The 16,339-nt window shown below is 55.7% G+C and carries 14 protein-coding genes; 2 read left to right on the plus strand and 12 right to left on the minus strand.

Going from position 1 to position 16,339, the window contains the following annotated elements; all coding sequences use genetic code 11:
* Positions 1 to 9: 9 nt before the first annotated feature.
* The 12 genes from nuoL to lrhA all read right to left on the minus strand — a co-directional run bounded on the left by nuoL (position 10) and on the right by lrhA (position 13,448).
* Positions 10 to 1,851 carry an NADH-quinone oxidoreductase subunit L gene (nuoL, locus tag IM304_RS10225; protein WP_193354546.1) on the minus strand — a complete coding sequence of 614 codons (1,842 nt, stop codon included), beginning with the start codon at positions 1,849 to 1,851 and terminating at the stop codon, positions 10 to 12.
* Positions 1,848 to 2,150, minus strand: coding sequence for an NADH-quinone oxidoreductase subunit NuoK (gene nuoK, locus IM304_RS10230; RefSeq protein ID WP_003861496.1), 303 nt, complete (start codon positions 2,148 to 2,150; stop codon positions 1,848 to 1,850). Before nuoK ends, nuoL begins: the two co-directional genes overlap by 4 nt.
* Positions 2,147 to 2,701: an NADH-quinone oxidoreductase subunit J gene (gene nuoJ, locus IM304_RS10235; RefSeq protein WP_148419920.1), complete on the minus strand. Its 555-nt coding sequence runs from the start codon at positions 2,699 to 2,701 to the stop codon at positions 2,147 to 2,149. Before nuoJ ends, nuoK begins: the two co-directional genes overlap by 4 nt.
* Before the next feature lie 10 nt (positions 2,702 to 2,711).
* Positions 2,712 to 3,254 (minus strand): NADH-quinone oxidoreductase subunit NuoI, encoded by a 543-nt coding sequence (nuoI, locus tag IM304_RS10240; RefSeq protein WP_003861491.1) that lies wholly within the window; start codon positions 3,252 to 3,254, stop codon positions 2,712 to 2,714.
* A 13-nt stretch (positions 3,255 to 3,267) separates the two neighbouring features.
* Positions 3,268 to 4,245: an NADH-quinone oxidoreductase subunit NuoH gene (gene nuoH, locus IM304_RS10245; RefSeq protein WP_003861490.1), complete on the minus strand. Its 978-nt coding sequence runs from the start codon at positions 4,243 to 4,245 to the stop codon at positions 3,268 to 3,270.
* Positions 4,242 to 6,965, minus strand: coding sequence for an NADH-quinone oxidoreductase subunit NuoG (gene nuoG / locus IM304_RS10250; RefSeq protein ID WP_193354545.1), 2,724 nt, complete (start codon positions 6,963 to 6,965; stop codon positions 4,242 to 4,244). The genes nuoH and nuoG overlap by 4 nt, the downstream gene beginning before the upstream one ends.
* A 54-nt stretch (positions 6,966 to 7,019) precedes the next feature.
* The gene (nuoF, locus tag IM304_RS10255; RefSeq protein ID WP_148419922.1) at positions 7,020 to 8,357 is read right to left on the minus strand and encodes an NADH-quinone oxidoreductase subunit NuoF; all 1,338 of its coding nucleotides are present in this window, start codon (positions 8,355 to 8,357) and stop codon (positions 7,020 to 7,022) included.
* Positions 8,354 to 8,854: an NADH-quinone oxidoreductase subunit NuoE gene (gene nuoE, locus IM304_RS10260; RefSeq protein ID WP_006176513.1), complete on the minus strand. Its 501-nt coding sequence runs from the start codon at positions 8,852 to 8,854 to the stop codon at positions 8,354 to 8,356. Before nuoE ends, nuoF begins: the two co-directional genes overlap by 4 nt.
* 2 nt (positions 8,855 to 8,856) lie before the next feature.
* A complete protein-coding gene (gene nuoC / locus IM304_RS10265; protein WP_148419923.1) occupies positions 8,857 to 10,659 on the minus strand; it encodes an NADH-quinone oxidoreductase subunit C/D in 1,803 nt (600 codons plus the stop codon).
* Positions 10,660 to 10,748: 89 nt separating this feature from the next.
* Positions 10,749 to 11,423: an NADH-quinone oxidoreductase subunit NuoB gene (gene nuoB, locus IM304_RS10270; RefSeq protein WP_003861482.1), complete on the minus strand. Its 675-nt coding sequence runs from the start codon at positions 11,421 to 11,423 to the stop codon at positions 10,749 to 10,751.
* A 15-nt stretch (positions 11,424 to 11,438) separates the two neighbouring features.
* Positions 11,439 to 11,879: an NADH-quinone oxidoreductase subunit NuoA gene (gene nuoA, locus IM304_RS10275; RefSeq protein WP_003861475.1), complete on the minus strand. Its 441-nt coding sequence runs from the start codon at positions 11,877 to 11,879 to the stop codon at positions 11,439 to 11,441.
* Between the two features lie 630 nt (positions 11,880 to 12,509).
* Positions 12,510 to 13,448 carry a transcriptional regulator LrhA gene (gene lrhA, locus IM304_RS10280; protein WP_148419924.1) on the minus strand — a complete coding sequence of 313 codons (939 nt, stop codon included), beginning with the start codon at positions 13,446 to 13,448 and terminating at the stop codon, positions 12,510 to 12,512.
* Positions 13,449 to 14,386: 938 nt separating this feature from the next.
* On the opposite strand from lrhA, the gene alaA reads away from it, so the two are divergent.
* Together alaA and yfbR are read left to right on the plus strand one after the other, a co-directional pair.
* Positions 14,387 to 15,601: an alanine transaminase AlaA gene (gene alaA, locus IM304_RS10285; RefSeq protein ID WP_013098109.1), complete on the plus strand. Its 1,215-nt coding sequence runs from the start codon at positions 14,387 to 14,389 to the stop codon at positions 15,599 to 15,601.
* 117 nt (positions 15,602 to 15,718) lie between these two features.
* On the plus strand, positions 15,719 to 16,318 hold the full coding sequence (yfbR, locus tag IM304_RS10290; RefSeq protein WP_148419925.1) for a 5'-deoxynucleotidase: 600 nt from the start codon (positions 15,719 to 15,721) through the stop codon (positions 16,316 to 16,318).
* Positions 16,319 to 16,339 lie beyond the last annotated feature (21 nt).

The raw sequence follows: 16,339 nt of genomic DNA on the forward strand, positions 1-16,339 counted from the left end.
ACTTAACGATCAACGCAACACCATCAGCAGCGCCAGCACGACAACCGCACCGATGCTCATGGACGCCACATACCAGCGCAGATAACCGTTCTCGCTGAACAGCAGGCCTTTACCTGCGAAGCGAGAGAGGATCGCCGGGATGTTCATCAGGCTGTTCAGCGGGTCGCGCTTCAGCAGCCACGCAATGCCCAGGAACGGCTTAACGAAGATCATGTCGTACAGCCAGTCGAAGCCCCACGCGTTGTACCACCAGGTGCTCAGCAGACGGCCTGGCGCACTGTTGGCAACGGCAGTCACCAGCGTGCGTTTACCCAGCCACAGCCATGCAGCAATCAGGATGCCCGCAATTGCGACCACGCCGGAGGTAATTTCAAGCGTCAGAACGCGACCGTGCTCAAGCTCGGTTGTCGCCGGCAGTACGCCCTGCAGCGGTGGCACAATCATCGCGCCAACGAAGGTGGACAGTACCAGCAGCACAATCAGCGGCAGGTGATGGGTGATCCCCTTCCCTGCGTGAGCGTGAATTTGTTCTTTACCGTGGAATACGATGAAAATCATACGGAAGGTATACAGGGAGGTCATGAACGCACCGACCAGACCCGCAACCATCAGATTGATATGACCATTCGCCATGGCACCCGCAAGGATTTCGTCCTTACTGAAGAAGCCCGCGGTAATCAGCGGCAGTGCCGCCAGCGCCGCGCCGCCCACCAGGAAGCAGACATAAACCAGCGGGATGGACTTACGCAGTCCGCCCATCCTGAAGATATTCTGCTCGTGGTGGCAGGCCAGGATCACCGAACCGGATGAGAGGAACAGCAGCGCTTTAAAGAACGCGTGCGTCATCAGGTGGAAAATGGCCGCGTCCCACGCCTGAACGCCCAGCGCCAGGAACATGTAGCCAATCTGGCTCATGGTGGAGTACGCGAGAACGCGCTTGATGTCGGTCTGGACCAGCGCGGCAAAGCCTGCCAGCACCAGCGTCACCGCACCAACGATACCCACCAGATGCAGAATCTCAGGCGTCATCAGGAACAGGCCATGGGTACGCGCAATCAGGTAAACACCGGCGGTCACCATGGTTGCGGCGTGGATCAGCGCAGAGACCGGGGTTGGACCCGCCATCGCGTCGGCCAGCCATGTCTGAAGCGGCAGCTGCGCGGATTTACCCACGGCACCACCCAGCAGCATCAGCGTCGCCCACCACAGCATGTTATTGCCTGCTTCGAAGTGCGCCGGCGCCAGTTCCACCATTTCGCGGAAGTTCAGCGTGCCCAGTTCGTTGTAGAGAATGAACAGCGCGAACGCGAGGAAGACGTCACCCACGCGGGTCACGACGAACGCTTTCATGGCCGCTGCGCCATTCTTCGGATCGGTGTAGTAGAAGCCGATCAGCAGGTAAGAGCACAGGCCCACGCCTTCCCAGCCCAGATACATCAGCAGCAGGTTATCGGCCAGGACCAGAACCACCATGCTGGCGATAAACAGGTTGGTGTAGGCGAAGAAGCGGGAGTATCCCTCTTCACCGCGCATATACCAGGAGGCGAACATGTGGATCAGGAAGCCCACGCCGGTGACCACGGAGAGCATGGTCAGAGACAGACCATCCAGCACCAGGTTAAAACCGATGTTAAAGTTACCGACCGACATCCAGTTCCACAGCGGCACGCTGAAGGCCTGACGCCCGTTGTTAAAGAAGTCGACACCCGCATATGCCGTCACCAGAGCAGCCAGGCCAACAGAGCCCATGCCGACGGTGGCAGACAGATTTTCAGACCAGCGGCCGCGCGAGAACGACAGCAGCAGGTAGCCAATTAGCGGAAAAATAATGGTTAAGGCAAGCATGTTCATCCACGCAACTCACTTACTGAATCGATGTTCAGGTTCTGGCGGCGACGATGGAGCTGCAGCAACAGCGCCAGGCCAATACTCGCTTCGGCAGCCGCGAGGCTGATGGCGAGAATGTACATCACCTGACCATCGGTCTGGCCCCAGTAGCTACCGGCGACCACAAAGGCCAGCGCGGAAGCGTTAATCATGATTTCCAGACCAATCAGCATAAACAGCAGATTGCGGCGGATAACCAGACCGGTTAAGCCCAGAACGAATAAAATCGCAGCGAGGATCAGTCCATGTGTTAAGGGGATCATGCGCGCTCCTCCGTTTTTCTTTTCGCGCGGTCGTCGGTGCGGTTGCTCAGCACCTCGCCAGAACGCTCTTCGCGTCCGACGTGGAAGGCGACAACCAGACCCGCCAGCAGCAGCATTGAAGCCAGTTCAACCGCCAGAACGTATGGGCCAAAGAGCGTGATACCGACCTCTTTAGCGCCGATCGGCGTACCGTCGATACCCTGGTCGTTGACGCCGAGAATGGCGTAAACAATCACCGCCAGCATGATGGCCGACAAAATTGCCGGGCCAATCCACACCTGCGGTTTTAACCACTGACGTTCCTGCTCAATTTCAGAGCCGCCCAGGTTCAGCATCATCACCACGAACACGAACAGCACCATAATGGCCCCGGCGTAGACGATGATTTCCAGCGCGCCCGCAAAGTGCGCGCCCAGCGCGAAGAACACCCCGGAAATGGCCAGCAGCGAGATGATTAAATACAGCAGCGCATGCACCGGATTGGTGTGCGTAATCACTCGTAGCGTAGCCAGGATGGCGATAAGGCCACAGATATAAAAAGCGAATTCCATTGCCCTCTCCTTACGGTAACAGGCTCTTGACGTCGATAGGCTTAGCTTCGTTCTCTGCTTCGCCCTTATCTTTGCCGTCGATTGCCATACCCGCCATCCGGTAGAAGTTATATTCCGGGTATTTGCCCGGACCGGAAATCAGCAGATCCTCTTTCTCGTACACCAGATCCTGACGCTTGTACTCACCCAGCTCGAAGTCTGGAGTCAGCTGAATCGCCGTGGTTGGGCACGCTTCTTCGCACAGGCCGCAGAAGATGCAGCGTGAGAAGTTGATGCGGAAGAACTCAGGATACCAGCGGCCGTCTACCGTCTCTGCTTTTTGCAGAGAGATACAGCCGACCGGGCACGCTACCGCACACAGGTTACAGGCAACGCAGCGCTCGGAACCGTCCGGGTCGCGCGTCAGCACGATACGGCCACGGTAGCGCGGCGGCAGATATACCGGCTCTTCCGGGTACATCCGGGTTTCGCGTTTGGCAAACGCGTGCAGGCCGATCATCCAGATACTGCGTACCTGGGTGCCGAAACCTACCAATAATTCTTTTAAGGTCATGGTCTATAGCCCCTTATGGCTGCTGCCAGAGAATGACAGCCGCCGTTACCAACAAGTTGACGAGCGTCAGCGGCAGGCACACTTTCCAGCCGAAGGACATTACCTGGTCATAACGCGGACGCGGTAACGCTGCGCGAATCAAAATGAACATCATCATGAAGAACGCGGTTTTCAGCGCGAACCAGATGAACGGCGGTAAGAACGGGCCATGCCAGCCACCAAAGAACAGCGTTACCATCAACGCGGAAATGGTGACGATACCGATGTACTCGCCCACGAAGAACAGACCGAACTTCATGCCGGAATATTCAATGTGGTAACCGTCGGCCAGTTCCTGTTCGGCTTCTGGCTGGTCAAACGGGTGACGGTGACACACCGCCACGCCCGCGATAGCAAAGGTAATAAACCCAAAGAACTGCGGGATAACGTTCCAGATGTCGGCCTGGTTGTTGACGATGTCGGTCATGTTAAATGAACCGGCCTGCGCCACCACGCCCATCAGGGAGAGCCCCAGGAACACCTCGTAGCTCAGGGTCTGCGCGGAAGCACGCATCGCACCCAGCAGCGAGTATTTGTTGTTACTGGACCAGCCTGCGAACAGCACCGCGTAAACCGCGAGGCCTGCCATCATCAGGAAGAACAGAATGCCGATGTTCAGGTCAGCCACCACCCAGGTCGGGCTGACCGGAACGATAGCAAACGCCAGCAGCAGCGAGGTGAAGGCGATCATCGGTGCCAGAGTAAAGATCACGCGATCCGAGAAGCGCGGAACCCAGTCCTCTTTAAAGAACATCTTGATCATGTCCGCGACCAGCTGGAGTGAACCACCCCAGCCCACGCGGTTCGGTCCGTAACGGTTCTGGAACAGACCGAGAAGACGACGTTCACCAAAGCTCATGAACGCACCGCAGGTGACCACCACCAGCAGAATCACAACCGCTTTCAGAATGCTCAGCAGGATGTCGATAAGATCCGGCGTTAACCAACTCATGCTTGTGCCTCCTGCAGGTTATCAAGGTGCGCACCCGCCAGTACCGGCGCGATGCCTGGCATACCCATCGGCAGACCAACCTGCCCTGCTGTCAGGCTTTCAGAGATAATCAGCGGCAGGCTGATTGTCTGGCCGTCGTAGCTAAAGGCAACGTTCGCGCCCGCGTTAACGCCAAGCTTCGCGGCATCCGCCGGGTTGAGCTTGATGTACGGCTGCGGCATGCGCTGCTGGAATACCGGTGAACGCTGGGACATTTCGTCGCTACCAAACAGATGGTAGTACGGCGCAATACGCCAGTGCCCTTCCTGCGCCTGGAAGCTCGCCGGAACGGTGGTGAAGAAGTCCAGACCGGTTTCGGAGGCTTCAATCAGACGCACGCCCGGATCGCCGTGGCGCAGGGAGCCGCCCACTTCAGCCTGGAACTTGTTCCATGCCTGCGGGGAGTTCCAGCCCGGCGCCCATGCAAACGGGATTTGCGAACGCGGCGCGGACGGCTGGTTGTTCCCTTCCATGGAGAAGGCGAACATGGTGTCTTTATCCTGCGGCTGGCGCGGTTCGTGCACGCTGATGTTGGCGCGCATTGCGGTACGGCCGCTGTAACGGTGCGGTTCACGCGCCAGCTTCTGGCCGCGAATGCGGAAGCTTGCTTCAGGCGCGGCATCTTTAATGCCCGCCAGCTGAGGCAGTTTTTCGACTACCGCATCGATAACGTGGTCGAGCTGCGTCCAGTCCACCTCGCGGCTCTGCACGGTGCTGTGCAGGGAGTGCAGCCAGCGCCAGCTTTCCAGCATGATGGTGTTGCTGTCGTAGTACGCCGGGTCATAAACCTGGAAGAAACGCTGCGCGCGGCCTTCGTTGTTGATCACCGTACCGTCGCTTTCTGCGAAGCTTGCCGCAGAGAGCACCAGGTGCGCTTTGTCCATAATCGCGGTGCGCTGATGGTCAATCACCATCACCAGCGGCGCTTTGGAGAGCGCGGCGTCAACGCGTGCGGCAGACGCGTGGCGATGCAGATCGTTTTCCAGCACCACAACGGCGTCAGCGGCACCGGATTCCAGTTCGCTTAACGCTTCTTCCAGCGATCCGCCGCCAATCATGCCCAGACCGATGCTGTTCACGGCACGGGCAATCATGGTCACACCGACGTCCGCACCGCGGCCCTTCAGGGCTTTGGCAACGTTCGCTGCGGCCTGAATGATCTCGGCGCTTCCGGCGTTGGTCCCGGAGATAATCAGCGGCTTTTTCGCCCCCGCCAGCGCCTGAACAATCACGTCGACCTTGTTTTGCAGGTCGCGATCCAGCTCAACGGCCGGAGAGTTGCCGTCCAGCGCGTGGGCAATGGCAAAGCCAAGGCGCGCCTGATCTTCAACCGGCGCGCAGTAGGTCCACGCGGCGATGTCGTCCAGACGGGTATTGTCAACGTTAGTCACAAACAGGGGATGCTTCGCGCGCTGGCCGATGTTGAGGATTGCCGCAATCTGCCAGTCGGCCACCTTCTGCGCGGCTGCCATTTCACGCGCTTTACCCTTCACCGCCTGGCGAACCGCCAGAGCCGCGCGAGCGCCGGTCTGAGTCAGGTCTTCACCCAGCACCAGAACCGCATCGTAGGATTCGATTTCGCGCAGCGCAGGAGTGTGAATACCGCCTTCACGCAGCACCTTCAGCACCAGCTGGAGACGTTCCTGTTCGCCCTGGGCGATACCGGTATAGAAGTTTTCCGCCCCAACCAGCTCGCGCAGCGCGAAGTTGCTTTCGATGCTGGCGCGCGGGGAGCCGATACCGATCACTTTCTTCGACTGGCGCAGAATATCCGCGGCGCCCTGCATCGCCTGCTCGGCGTTGAGGGTGATGACGTCGTCGCCACGGCGCTGAACCGGCTGACGCGGACGGTCCTTCAGGTTCACATAGCCATAGCCGAAACGACCGCGGTCGCACAGGAAGTAGTGGTTAACGGTACCGTTGTAGCGGTTTTCGATGCGACGCAGTTCGCCGTAGCGCTCGCCCGGGCTGGTGTTACAGCCCAGCGAACACTGCTGGCAGATGCTTGGCGCAAACTGCATGTCCCACTTACGGTTGTAGCGCTCGGAGTGCGTTTTATCCGTGAATACGCCGGTCGGACAGATTTCTACCAGGTTACCGGAGAATTCGCTCTCAAGCGTACCGTCTTCCGGACGACCAAAGTAGACGTTGTCATGCGCGCCATACACGCCCAGATCCTGGCCGTCTGCGTAATCTTTGTAGTAACGCACGCAGCGGTAGCAGGCGATGCAGCGGTTCATTTCGTGAGAGATGAACGGCCCCAGATCCTGGTTACGGTGGGTACGCTTGGTAAAGCGATAGCGACGGAAGCTGTGACCGGTCATGACGGTCATATCCTGAAGGTGGCAGTTACCGCCCTCTTCGCAAACCGGACAGTCGTGCGGGTGGTTGGTCATCAGCCACTCCACCACGCTTTCGCGGAACTGTTTGGCTTCTTCGTCATCAATCGAAATAAAGGTGCCTTCGGCGGCTGGCGTCATACAGGACATCACCAGGCGACCACGCGTGTCTTCCGCGTTTTGATATTGCTTCACCGCACACTGGCGGCAAGCACCGACGCTGCCCAGCGCCGGATGCCAGCAAAAGTACGGAATATCGAGGCCAAGAGACAGACAAGCTTCCAGCAGGTTGTCCGCCCCGTTGACTTCGTATTCTTTGCCGTCTACATGAATCGTAGCCATTAGCATGCTTCCAGTTGTCTCGGTCGAAACCGAGCGTTAATCAAAATTCTGTTTTTACCAGCGCGCTTTCAGCAGGTTCGGCTGAATACCATTGATTGAATGGGTATTGCTGAACGGCTGCTTGATGCCTGCTTCGAATTCGTCGCGGAAATATTTAATCGCGCTCTGCAGCGGCTCGACGGCACCCGGTGCGTGGGCACAGAAGGTTTTGCCTGGGCCTAAGAATCGACACAGTTGCTCAAGCGTCTCGATATCGCCAGGCTGACCTTCGCCGCGTTCGATTGCGCGCAGGATCTTCACGCTCCACGGCAGACCGTCACGGCACGGCGTACACCAGCCGCAGGACTCGCGGGCGAAGAACTCTTCCAGGTTACGCACCAGCGACACCATGCCGATCTCATGGTCGACGGCCATCGCCAGCGCCGTACCCAGACGGCTGCCTGCTTTACCAATGCTTTCGAATTCCATTGGCAGGTCAAGGTGGGCTTCGGTCAGGAAGTCGGTCCCTGCCCCACCCGGCTGCCAGGCTTTGAATTTCAGACCATCGCGCATGCCGCCCGCGTAGTCTTCAAGAATTTCGCGTGCGGTGGTGCCAAACGGCAGTTCCCAGACGCCAGGGTTTTTCACGCGGCCGGAGAAGCCCATCAGCTTGGTGCCGGCATCTTTACTTGAAGAGATGCCCTGATACCACTCCACGCCGTTGGCGAGGATCGCCGGAACGTTGCACAGGGTTTCAACGTTGTTCACACAGGTCGGTTTACCCCACACGCCGGAGCTTGCCGGGAACGGCGGCTTGGAGCGCGGGTTCGCACGGCGGCCTTCCAGTGAGTTAATCAGCGCGGTTTCTTCACCGCAGATATAGCGCCCTGCGCCGGTGTGCACGAACAGCTCGAAGTCAAACCCGGTGCCCAGGATGTTTTTACCCAGCAGGCCGGCTTCGGTGGCTTCGGCAATCGCGCGACGCAGGTTTTCTGCCGCTTCGATGTACTCACCGCGCAGGAAGATGTAGCCACGGTACGCTTTCAGCGCGAACGCGGAGATCAGCATGCCTTCCACCAGCAGGTGCGGCAGCTGCTCCATCAGCAGACGGTCTTTATAGGTACCCGGCTCCATTTCATCGGCGTTACACAACAGGTAACGGATGTTCATGGATTCATCTTTTGGCATCAGGCTCCACTTCAGACCGGTGGAGAAGCCCGCGCCGCCGCGGCCTTTCAGACCAGACTCTTTGACCGCGTTAACGATCTCGTCCGGCGCCATGCCGCCGAGGGCTTTACGCGCCCCGGCATAGCCGTTTTTGCTCTGGTATTCGTCGAGCCATACCGGCTGTTTGTCATCGCGCAGACGCCAGGTCAGCGGATGCGTCTCAGCAGTACGAATTACAGTTTTCATTTGTACTGCTCCAGCAGGTCAGGAATCGCTTCCGGCGTCAGATGGCTGTGAGTGTCCTCATCAATCATCATGGTCGGCCCCTTGTCGCAGTTACCCAGGCAGCAGGTTGGCAGCAGAGTAAAGCGACCATCGAACGTGGTCTGGCCCGGCTTGATATTGAGCTTCTTCTCAATTGCAGCCTGAATGCCCTGATAGCCGGTAATGTGGCAGACAACGCTGTCACAGTAGCGGATCACATGGCGGCCTACCGGCTGACGGAAGATCTGGCTGTAGAACGTGGCTACGCCTTCTACGTCACTCGCCGGAATACCCAGCACTTTTGCGATCTCGTAGATCGCCCCATCCGGCACCCAGCCACGCTGTTTCTGTACGATTTTCAGCGCTTCAATGGACGCCGCACGCGGGTCTTCGTAGTGGTGCATCTCGTGCTCAATGGCGGCACGCTCTGCTTCACTCAGCTCAAAAGCCTCGGTTTGTGGTTGTTGATTCTCGTGCATAATTAGCGGTCCACATCTGACATAACAAAATCGATACTACCCAGATACACAATCAGGTCAGAGACCAGGCTGCCGCGAATGGCGGACGGGATCTGCTGAAGGTGCGCAAAGCTCGGCGTACGCACGCGGGTACGGTAGCTCATGGTGCTGCCGTCGCTGGTCAGGTAGTAACTGTTGATACCCTTGGTCGCTTCGATCATCTGGAAGGATTCTTGTGCCGGCATGACCGGGCCCCAGGAAACCTGCAGGAAGTGGGTGATCAGGGTTTCGATATGTTGCAGCGTGCGCTCTTTCGGCGGCGGCGTCGTCAGCGGGTGATCCGCCTTGAACGGGCCTTCCGGCATGTTGTTGAGGCACTGCTCGAGGATGCGCAGACTCTGGCGCAGCTCTTCCACTTTCAGCATCACGCGGGTGTAGCAGTCGGACACGCCGCCGCCAACCGGGACTTCAAAGTCGAAGTTCTCGTAGCCAGAGTAAGGACGGGCTTTACGCACGTCGAAATCAATACCGGTTGCGCGCAGGCCTGCGCCCGTGGTCCCCCACTCCAGCGCCTCTTTCGCGCCGTAGGCAGCAACGCCCTGGGAACGGCCCTTCAGGATGGAGTTACGCAGCGCGGCTTTCTCGTAAGAGGCCAGACGCTTCGGCATCCAGTCGAGGAACTCACGCAGCAGACGGTCCCAGCCGCGCGGCAGGTCGTGTGCCACACCGCCGATACGGAACCAGGCCGGGTGCATACGGAAACCGGTAATCGCTTCCACCAGATCGTAGATTTTCTGACGATCGGTAAAGGCGAAGAAGACCGGGGTCATCGCGCCGACGTCCTGAATGAACGTGGAGATGTACAGCAGGTGGCTGTTAATACGGAACAGTTCAGACAGCATGACGCGGATCACGTTAACGCGATCCGGCACGGTGATGCCCGCCAGTTTCTCAACGGCCAGCACGTACGGCATTTCGTTTACGCAGCCGCCGAGGTACTCGATACGGTCGGTATACGGAATGTAGCTGTGCCAGGACTGACGCTCGCCCATCTTCTCGGCACCACGGTGGTGGTATCCAATGTCAGGAACGCAGTCGACAATCTCTTCGCCGTCAAGCTGAAGAATAATACGGAACGCACCGTGCGCGGACGGGTGGTTTGGACCGAGGTTGAGGAACATGAAGTCCTCGTTTTCGGTACCGCGCTTCATGCCCCAGTCTTCCGGCTTGAAGGTCAGCGCTTCCATCTCCAGATCCTGCTTGGCTTTAGTCAGCTCAAACGGATCGAATTCGGTTGCACGGGCCGGATAGTCTTTACGCAGCGGGTGGCCGGTCCAGGTCTGCGGCATCATGATGCGCGTCAGATGTGGGTGGCCGTCAAAGGTCATGCCGAACATTTCCCAGGTTTCACGCTCGTACCAGTTGGCGTTCGGGAAAAGTTTGGTGATCGTCGGCAGATGCATGTCGTTTTCAGACAATGCCACCTTGAGCATGATATCCGTGTTGCGGTCTATTGAGATCAGGTGGTAGAAAACGGAAAAATCCGCAGCAGGGAGGCCCTGGCGGTGCGTTCTGAGACGTTCGTCCATGCCGTGTAAGTCAAACAGCATGACGTAAGGCTTTGGCAATTTCTTGAGGAAATCGACCACTTCCAGTAATTGCTCACGCTTCACCCAAACAACGGGTACCCCGGTGCGGGTGGCCTGAACAGTAAAGGCATCCGGCCCAAAACGGTTGCGCAGTTCGCCAATGACGGGGTCATCGAGATGATCCCGGGTCTGCCAGGCGGCTTCTTGCGCGGTTAAGTCGGTCATATTGTTCACCATTGCAAATGGTCCGTGGTGACTGTTAAGCCTGGCTTCGCGCTATTTGAGTAGTGATATGCGAAGGTGTTCTCCAGGCCCACAGGCGCAATTTAAATTTCGTCAGGCGTACGCAGGTTGGTGACGGCAATACGTTCACCACGTTTACGCTCGCGCTCAGACTGCATGTTCGCGCGATAGACACCCTGATCGCCAACAACCCATGAGAGCGGGCGGCGTTCTTTACCAATGGACTCCTGGAGCAGCATCAGCGCCTGCATATAGGCTTCCGGACGCGGCGGGCAGCCAGGAATGTAAACATCCACCGGAATGAACTTATCAACGCCCTGCACAACGGAATAAATGTCGTACATACCGCCCGAGTTTGCACATGCCCCCATGGAGATAACCCATTTTGGCTCCAGCATCTGGTCATACAGACGCTGTATAACAGGCGCCATCTTGGTAAAGCAGGTGCCGGCGACCACCATCAGGTCAGCCTGACGCGGGGAAGCACGCAGTACCTCGGCTCCAAAACGCGCAACGTCATGCACCGCAGTGAATGACGTCACCATTTCAACGTAGCAGCAAGAAAGGCCAAAGTTGTATGGCCAGATGGAGTTCTTACGACCCCAGTTGACCATGTCGTGCATGGCATGCTCGAGCTTGCCCATGTACACGCTTTTGTTGACTTCTTGCTCCAGGGGGTCGGTTACGATCTCCTGTTTTTGCAGGGGGTAACGGTCATTCTCACCGTTAGGATCTATGCGGGTGAGCGTATAATCCATCTTATTGCCTCGCTGTTACTGCTGACGATTAGAGATACTGTTTTCCGGGTTGATGTGTTCACGGCGTGAACGCACAGGTGTCCAGTCCAGCGCGCCAATACGCACCAGATAAACCAGACCGGCCAGTAACACTAAAATGAAAATTGCGGCCTCGACAAAGCCCACCCAACCACTTTCGCGAATCGAGGTAGACCACGCGAAGAGGTAAAGCGCTTCCACGTCGAAGATGACGAAGAACATGGCTACCAGGTAGAACTTGGCAGACAGGCGTAAGCGAGCGGTACCTACTGAATCAATACCTGATTCAAAAGGTGTGTTTTTGTGCCTTGCGCGGGCGCGACCGCCCAGGAACCAGCCGCCGACTAACATCAGGCAGCACAGGCCAATGGCTACAATAAGAAAGATTGCGAATGCCCAGTGATGAGCGATGACTTCTGTGGATGTTGACATACTCATTGCTTACTCATCAAAAGTGATACCGACGACACTGCTCTTGCTGGCAGATGGGCATCACATCGATTCATGGGGAGGAACAAATAACCTTACACTAACTGTCTGAAATGAGACATAGACAGCAAAATGATGGGGTTTTTTACTCCTTTCTATAACCTTTTGTCAACTTTAACAAAGGTTTCTTCACATTAAATTACATCGTGCGATTCTCATTAACAAAACATGCCCTTTAACCTTGGTGGCCAGGTGACTTTACGTCAAATGCATCTTGTTGAATCGTGTCCGTTTTGGAAGTAAAAAAAATAACCCTCCTATTTTGACAGGATTTGCCAACGATTCCTCCCCCCAAATAGGAGTATTTTCTTGATCTGAGACACGCTTTTGTTAATTCAATCAAAAAAACAGCAACATATTTCCTGTTTTTTTAACATCGACGGGGGTTGAGGGAAGTTAGAACGGCCATCGTTTACATCTTAACCAAAAGCATATGCTGCGTTGATAAATAACGGGTATTTGACTTATCCACACAGCGCTCGCGGTTATGATTAGCAAAAAAAAACCACTCCATGAAAAAATCATGCGAGTGGCTCTTTTTTGCACTTACATTTTGTTACGAGAATTTTGAGGGAACGATCACTCAAAATCCCCTTCCACGATCAGGGGGTTGCCCCCTCCTTCGGGAGTAACATGCGCGTACTGCCACGGATTATGGTAGTTTTCCATTGCCTCGAACACCACTTTCGCCAGCTCGTTGTTGCTGGCGGCGTTATGGCAAAGCAGGTACTCCGTATCCGGTAACGATGGCAGGCCATCGGATTTACCCAGAACGCGCAGATCCGGGCTCATCATCTCAACCGGACGGGCCGTTACGCCAAGTCCAGCCTTCACCGCGGCCCGCACGGCGGGAAGCGTGGATGCCACGTACGCCAGACGCCAGGGAATATTGGCTTCGTTAAGCGCGGCCAGCACCATATCGCGGAACGGGCTGGGATCGTCCAGCAGGACCAGGGGTATTGGCTCACCCTGTTGCAGTACATACTCCGCCGCACAGTACCAGTGCGTGGGAGATGTACGCAGCGTAAGGCAGTCAAACTGACCGGGCCGATGCGTGGTGACCACCAGGTCAACCTCGTTCTCTTTCAGCATCTCAACGATAAAAGCATTGCGTTTAACGCTAACGTCCAACGCAAGCTTCGGATAAACCGAGCTAATACGATTGAGAAGGAAAGGTAAAATGGTATCCGCTGATTCATCCGATGCCCCTAATGTTAACACTCCCTGAAGGTTGCTAAACATTAAAGACATACAAGCTTCATCATTAAAGCGCAGTATCTTTCTGGCATAACCCAGAAGCTGTATACCATGTTCCGTTAAAAGCTTATTACGCCCATGGCGCGCAAAAAGCTCTTTACCAACCAGTTGTTCCAGCCGCTGCATTTGCTGGCTCACGGCGGACTGGGTACGGCAAACTGCGGCAGCAGCTGCTGCAAAAGTGTTGAGATCGGCGACCGCAACAAACGTTCTCAGCAGATCGAGGTCGAGATTCATTATCGGACGATTTGCATTTATCATATCTTTTCACTTTCAGGTTGCTCGTACGGAGCTGCCCGGGTTTAAGCTGTGTGTAACAGTTAAGCAATTCCTTCTGAAGAGTTTCCCTCGCGTCCCGGCCCGGCAGACTGCCTGACAGATAGTTATTGTACTGCGGTATATCAACGGTCAGAAATCACGTTTCATGACGTTATTTTTATTCTCTTGCGCTCAGGATATTTCGCTGTCTGAAGGTAGATGTAAATTCCATATAGGGTAAGACAGGTTTTCTGCTATCTATATCGCAGCGTTGTCAGCGCAGCAAGATGTAACTCACCCAATTCAGCCAGAGATAACTTCAACAATAACAATCGATTAATATAGGAAAGCAGAATCCGATATACGTAACAGGCGTATCGCGCAACCGCTTTCCCGAAACACATCTTAACCCAAATCCACTATATTTATAAGTCTTATTGCAATATTACAGATTTACCGCCACCGATAAGCCGCTAAACTCTTTTTATTAAAATTAACGAAAGTTGCATTTTCGTCGTTAATAATAAATAAAGTTTAATTTAGATTCAGTTCAATCATTAATATCGCTTAACATTAATTTCACATGAGTAACTTCTAACCTGGCTTTGCTAATAAGGCAATGCGTATCTTAGCATTCAGGTTTTACGAAAGGTCACGCCCGGCGACTAACGCCTCCTCGCCAATCGCCTTTTAATTTACGTCAGCACAATATTCACATTTATTTTAAATTTTCAGCATAAAAATCCTAACATTTGCCTGTATAGCGATAAATTCAGGAACCCGATCGGTCCGTATTCAGCTTAAGAGATCGCAACGGCTCCGTCCTGTTGTACAAAATCTTCTTCTGTGCGCCCTTCAAAACGAAGCGCGGTGGGAGTACATTGTTCCGTGCTAGCTTCCACGGCAGGGAGTAGCAACAATAGCGAAAAGGTTAAAGGTTCATGTCCCCTATCGAAAAATCCAGCAAGCTCGACAACGTCTGTTACGACATCCGTGGCCCGGTTCTTAAAGAGGCTAAACGTCTCGAAGAGGAAGGCAATAAGGTTCTGAAACTCAACATCGGCAACCCCGCGCCATTTGGTTTTGAAGCGCCGGATGAGATCCTGGTGGATGTGATCCGCAACCTGCCAACCGCCCAGGGTTACTGCGATTCAAAAGGGCTTTACTCCGCCCGTAAAGCCATCATGCAGCACTATCAGGCGCGCGGTATGCGCGACGTTACCGTGGAAGATATCTACATTGGCAACGGCGTGTCGGAGCTGATCGTCCAGGCGATGCAGGCGCTGCTGAACAGCGGCGACGAAATGCTGGTTCCCGCGCCGGATTACCCGCTATGGACGGCTGCGGTGTCGCTGTCCAGCGGTAAGGCGGTCCACTACCTGTGCGACGAATCCTCTGACTGGTTCCCGGATCTGGATGATATTCGCGCCAAAATTACGCCACGCACCCGCGGTATCGTCATCATTAACCCGAATAACCCGACGGGCGCCGTCTACTCAAAAGCGTTGCTGATGGAGATCGTGGAGATCGCCCGCCAGCACAACCTGATCATCTTTGCCGACGAGATTTACGACAAGATCCTGTACGACGCGGCGCAGCACCACTCTATCGCCGCGCTGGCCCCCGACCTGCTGACCGTCACCTTTAACGGCCTGTCTAAAACCTACCGCGTGGCCGGTTTCCGTCAGGGCTGGATGGTGCTGAACGGTCCGAAGAAACATGCGAAGGGCTATATAGAAGGGCTGGAGATGCTGGCATCCATGCGTCTTTGCGCCAACGTACCGGCGCAGCATGCGATCCAGACGGCGCTCGGTGGCTATCAGAGCATCAGCGAGTTCATCGTGCCTGGCGGCCGTCTGTATGAACAGCGCAACCGCGCGTGGGAACTGATCAACGATATCCCGGGCGTCTCCTGCGTGAAGCCAAACGGCGCGCTGTATATGTTCCCGAAAATTGACGCGAAGCGCTTCAACATTCACGACGATCAGAAAATGGTGCTCGACTTCCTGCTACAGGAAAAAGTGCTGCTGGTGCAGGGAACGGCGTTTAACTGGCCGTGGCCGGACCACGTGCGTATCGTGACGCTGCCGCGCGAAGACGATCTCGAAATGGCCATCAGCCGCTTCGGACGCTTCCTGTCCGGGTATCATCAGTAAACTTTCCCGCCTGCCGGGTGGCGCTTCGCCTGCCCGGCTTTCAGCATCCGCTAATTTGCATCTTCCCTCCCCTCCCCGCACAATGAAGTCTGTCGCTGTTAAGACGTAAGGTAACCTATGAGTCAGAGTCATTTTTTTGCCCACCTCTCCCGCCTGAAGCTCATCAATCGCTGGCCGCTGATGCGCAACGTGCGCACGGAAAACGTGTCAGAGCACAGTTTGCAGGTTGCCATGGTCGCTCACGCGCTGGCCGCCATTAAGAACCGCAAATTCAACGGGCAGGTGAATGCCGAGCGTATCGCCCTGCTGGCGATGTATCACGATGCTTCGGAAGTGCTGACCGGGGATCTGCCGACGCCGGTGAAATATTTCAACTCGCAGATTGCGCAGGAATATAAGGCTATTGAGAAGATTGCGCAGCAGAAGCTGATTGAAATGGTGCCCGAGGAGCTGCGTGATATCTTTGAGCCGCTTATCGACGAACATCAGTATACGGAAGAAGAAAAGTCCCTGGTGAAACAGGCCGATGCGCTGTGCGCGTACCTGAAATGTCTGGAAGAGCTATCCGCGGGAAATAACGAGTTCCTGCTGGCGAAAACGCGCCTCGAAAAAACCCTGGCATCCCGTCGCAGCGAGGAGATGGACTACTTTATGCAGGTATTTGTGCCGAGCTTCCATCTGTCGCTGGATGAGATTAGCCAGGACTCCCCGCTATAACGTTTGCCGGGCGGCGTCGTC

The organism is Enterobacter cloacae complex sp. P40C2 (assembly GCF_014930695.1).
GTDB lineage: Bacteria > Pseudomonadota > Gammaproteobacteria > Enterobacterales > Enterobacteriaceae > Enterobacter > Enterobacter pasteurii.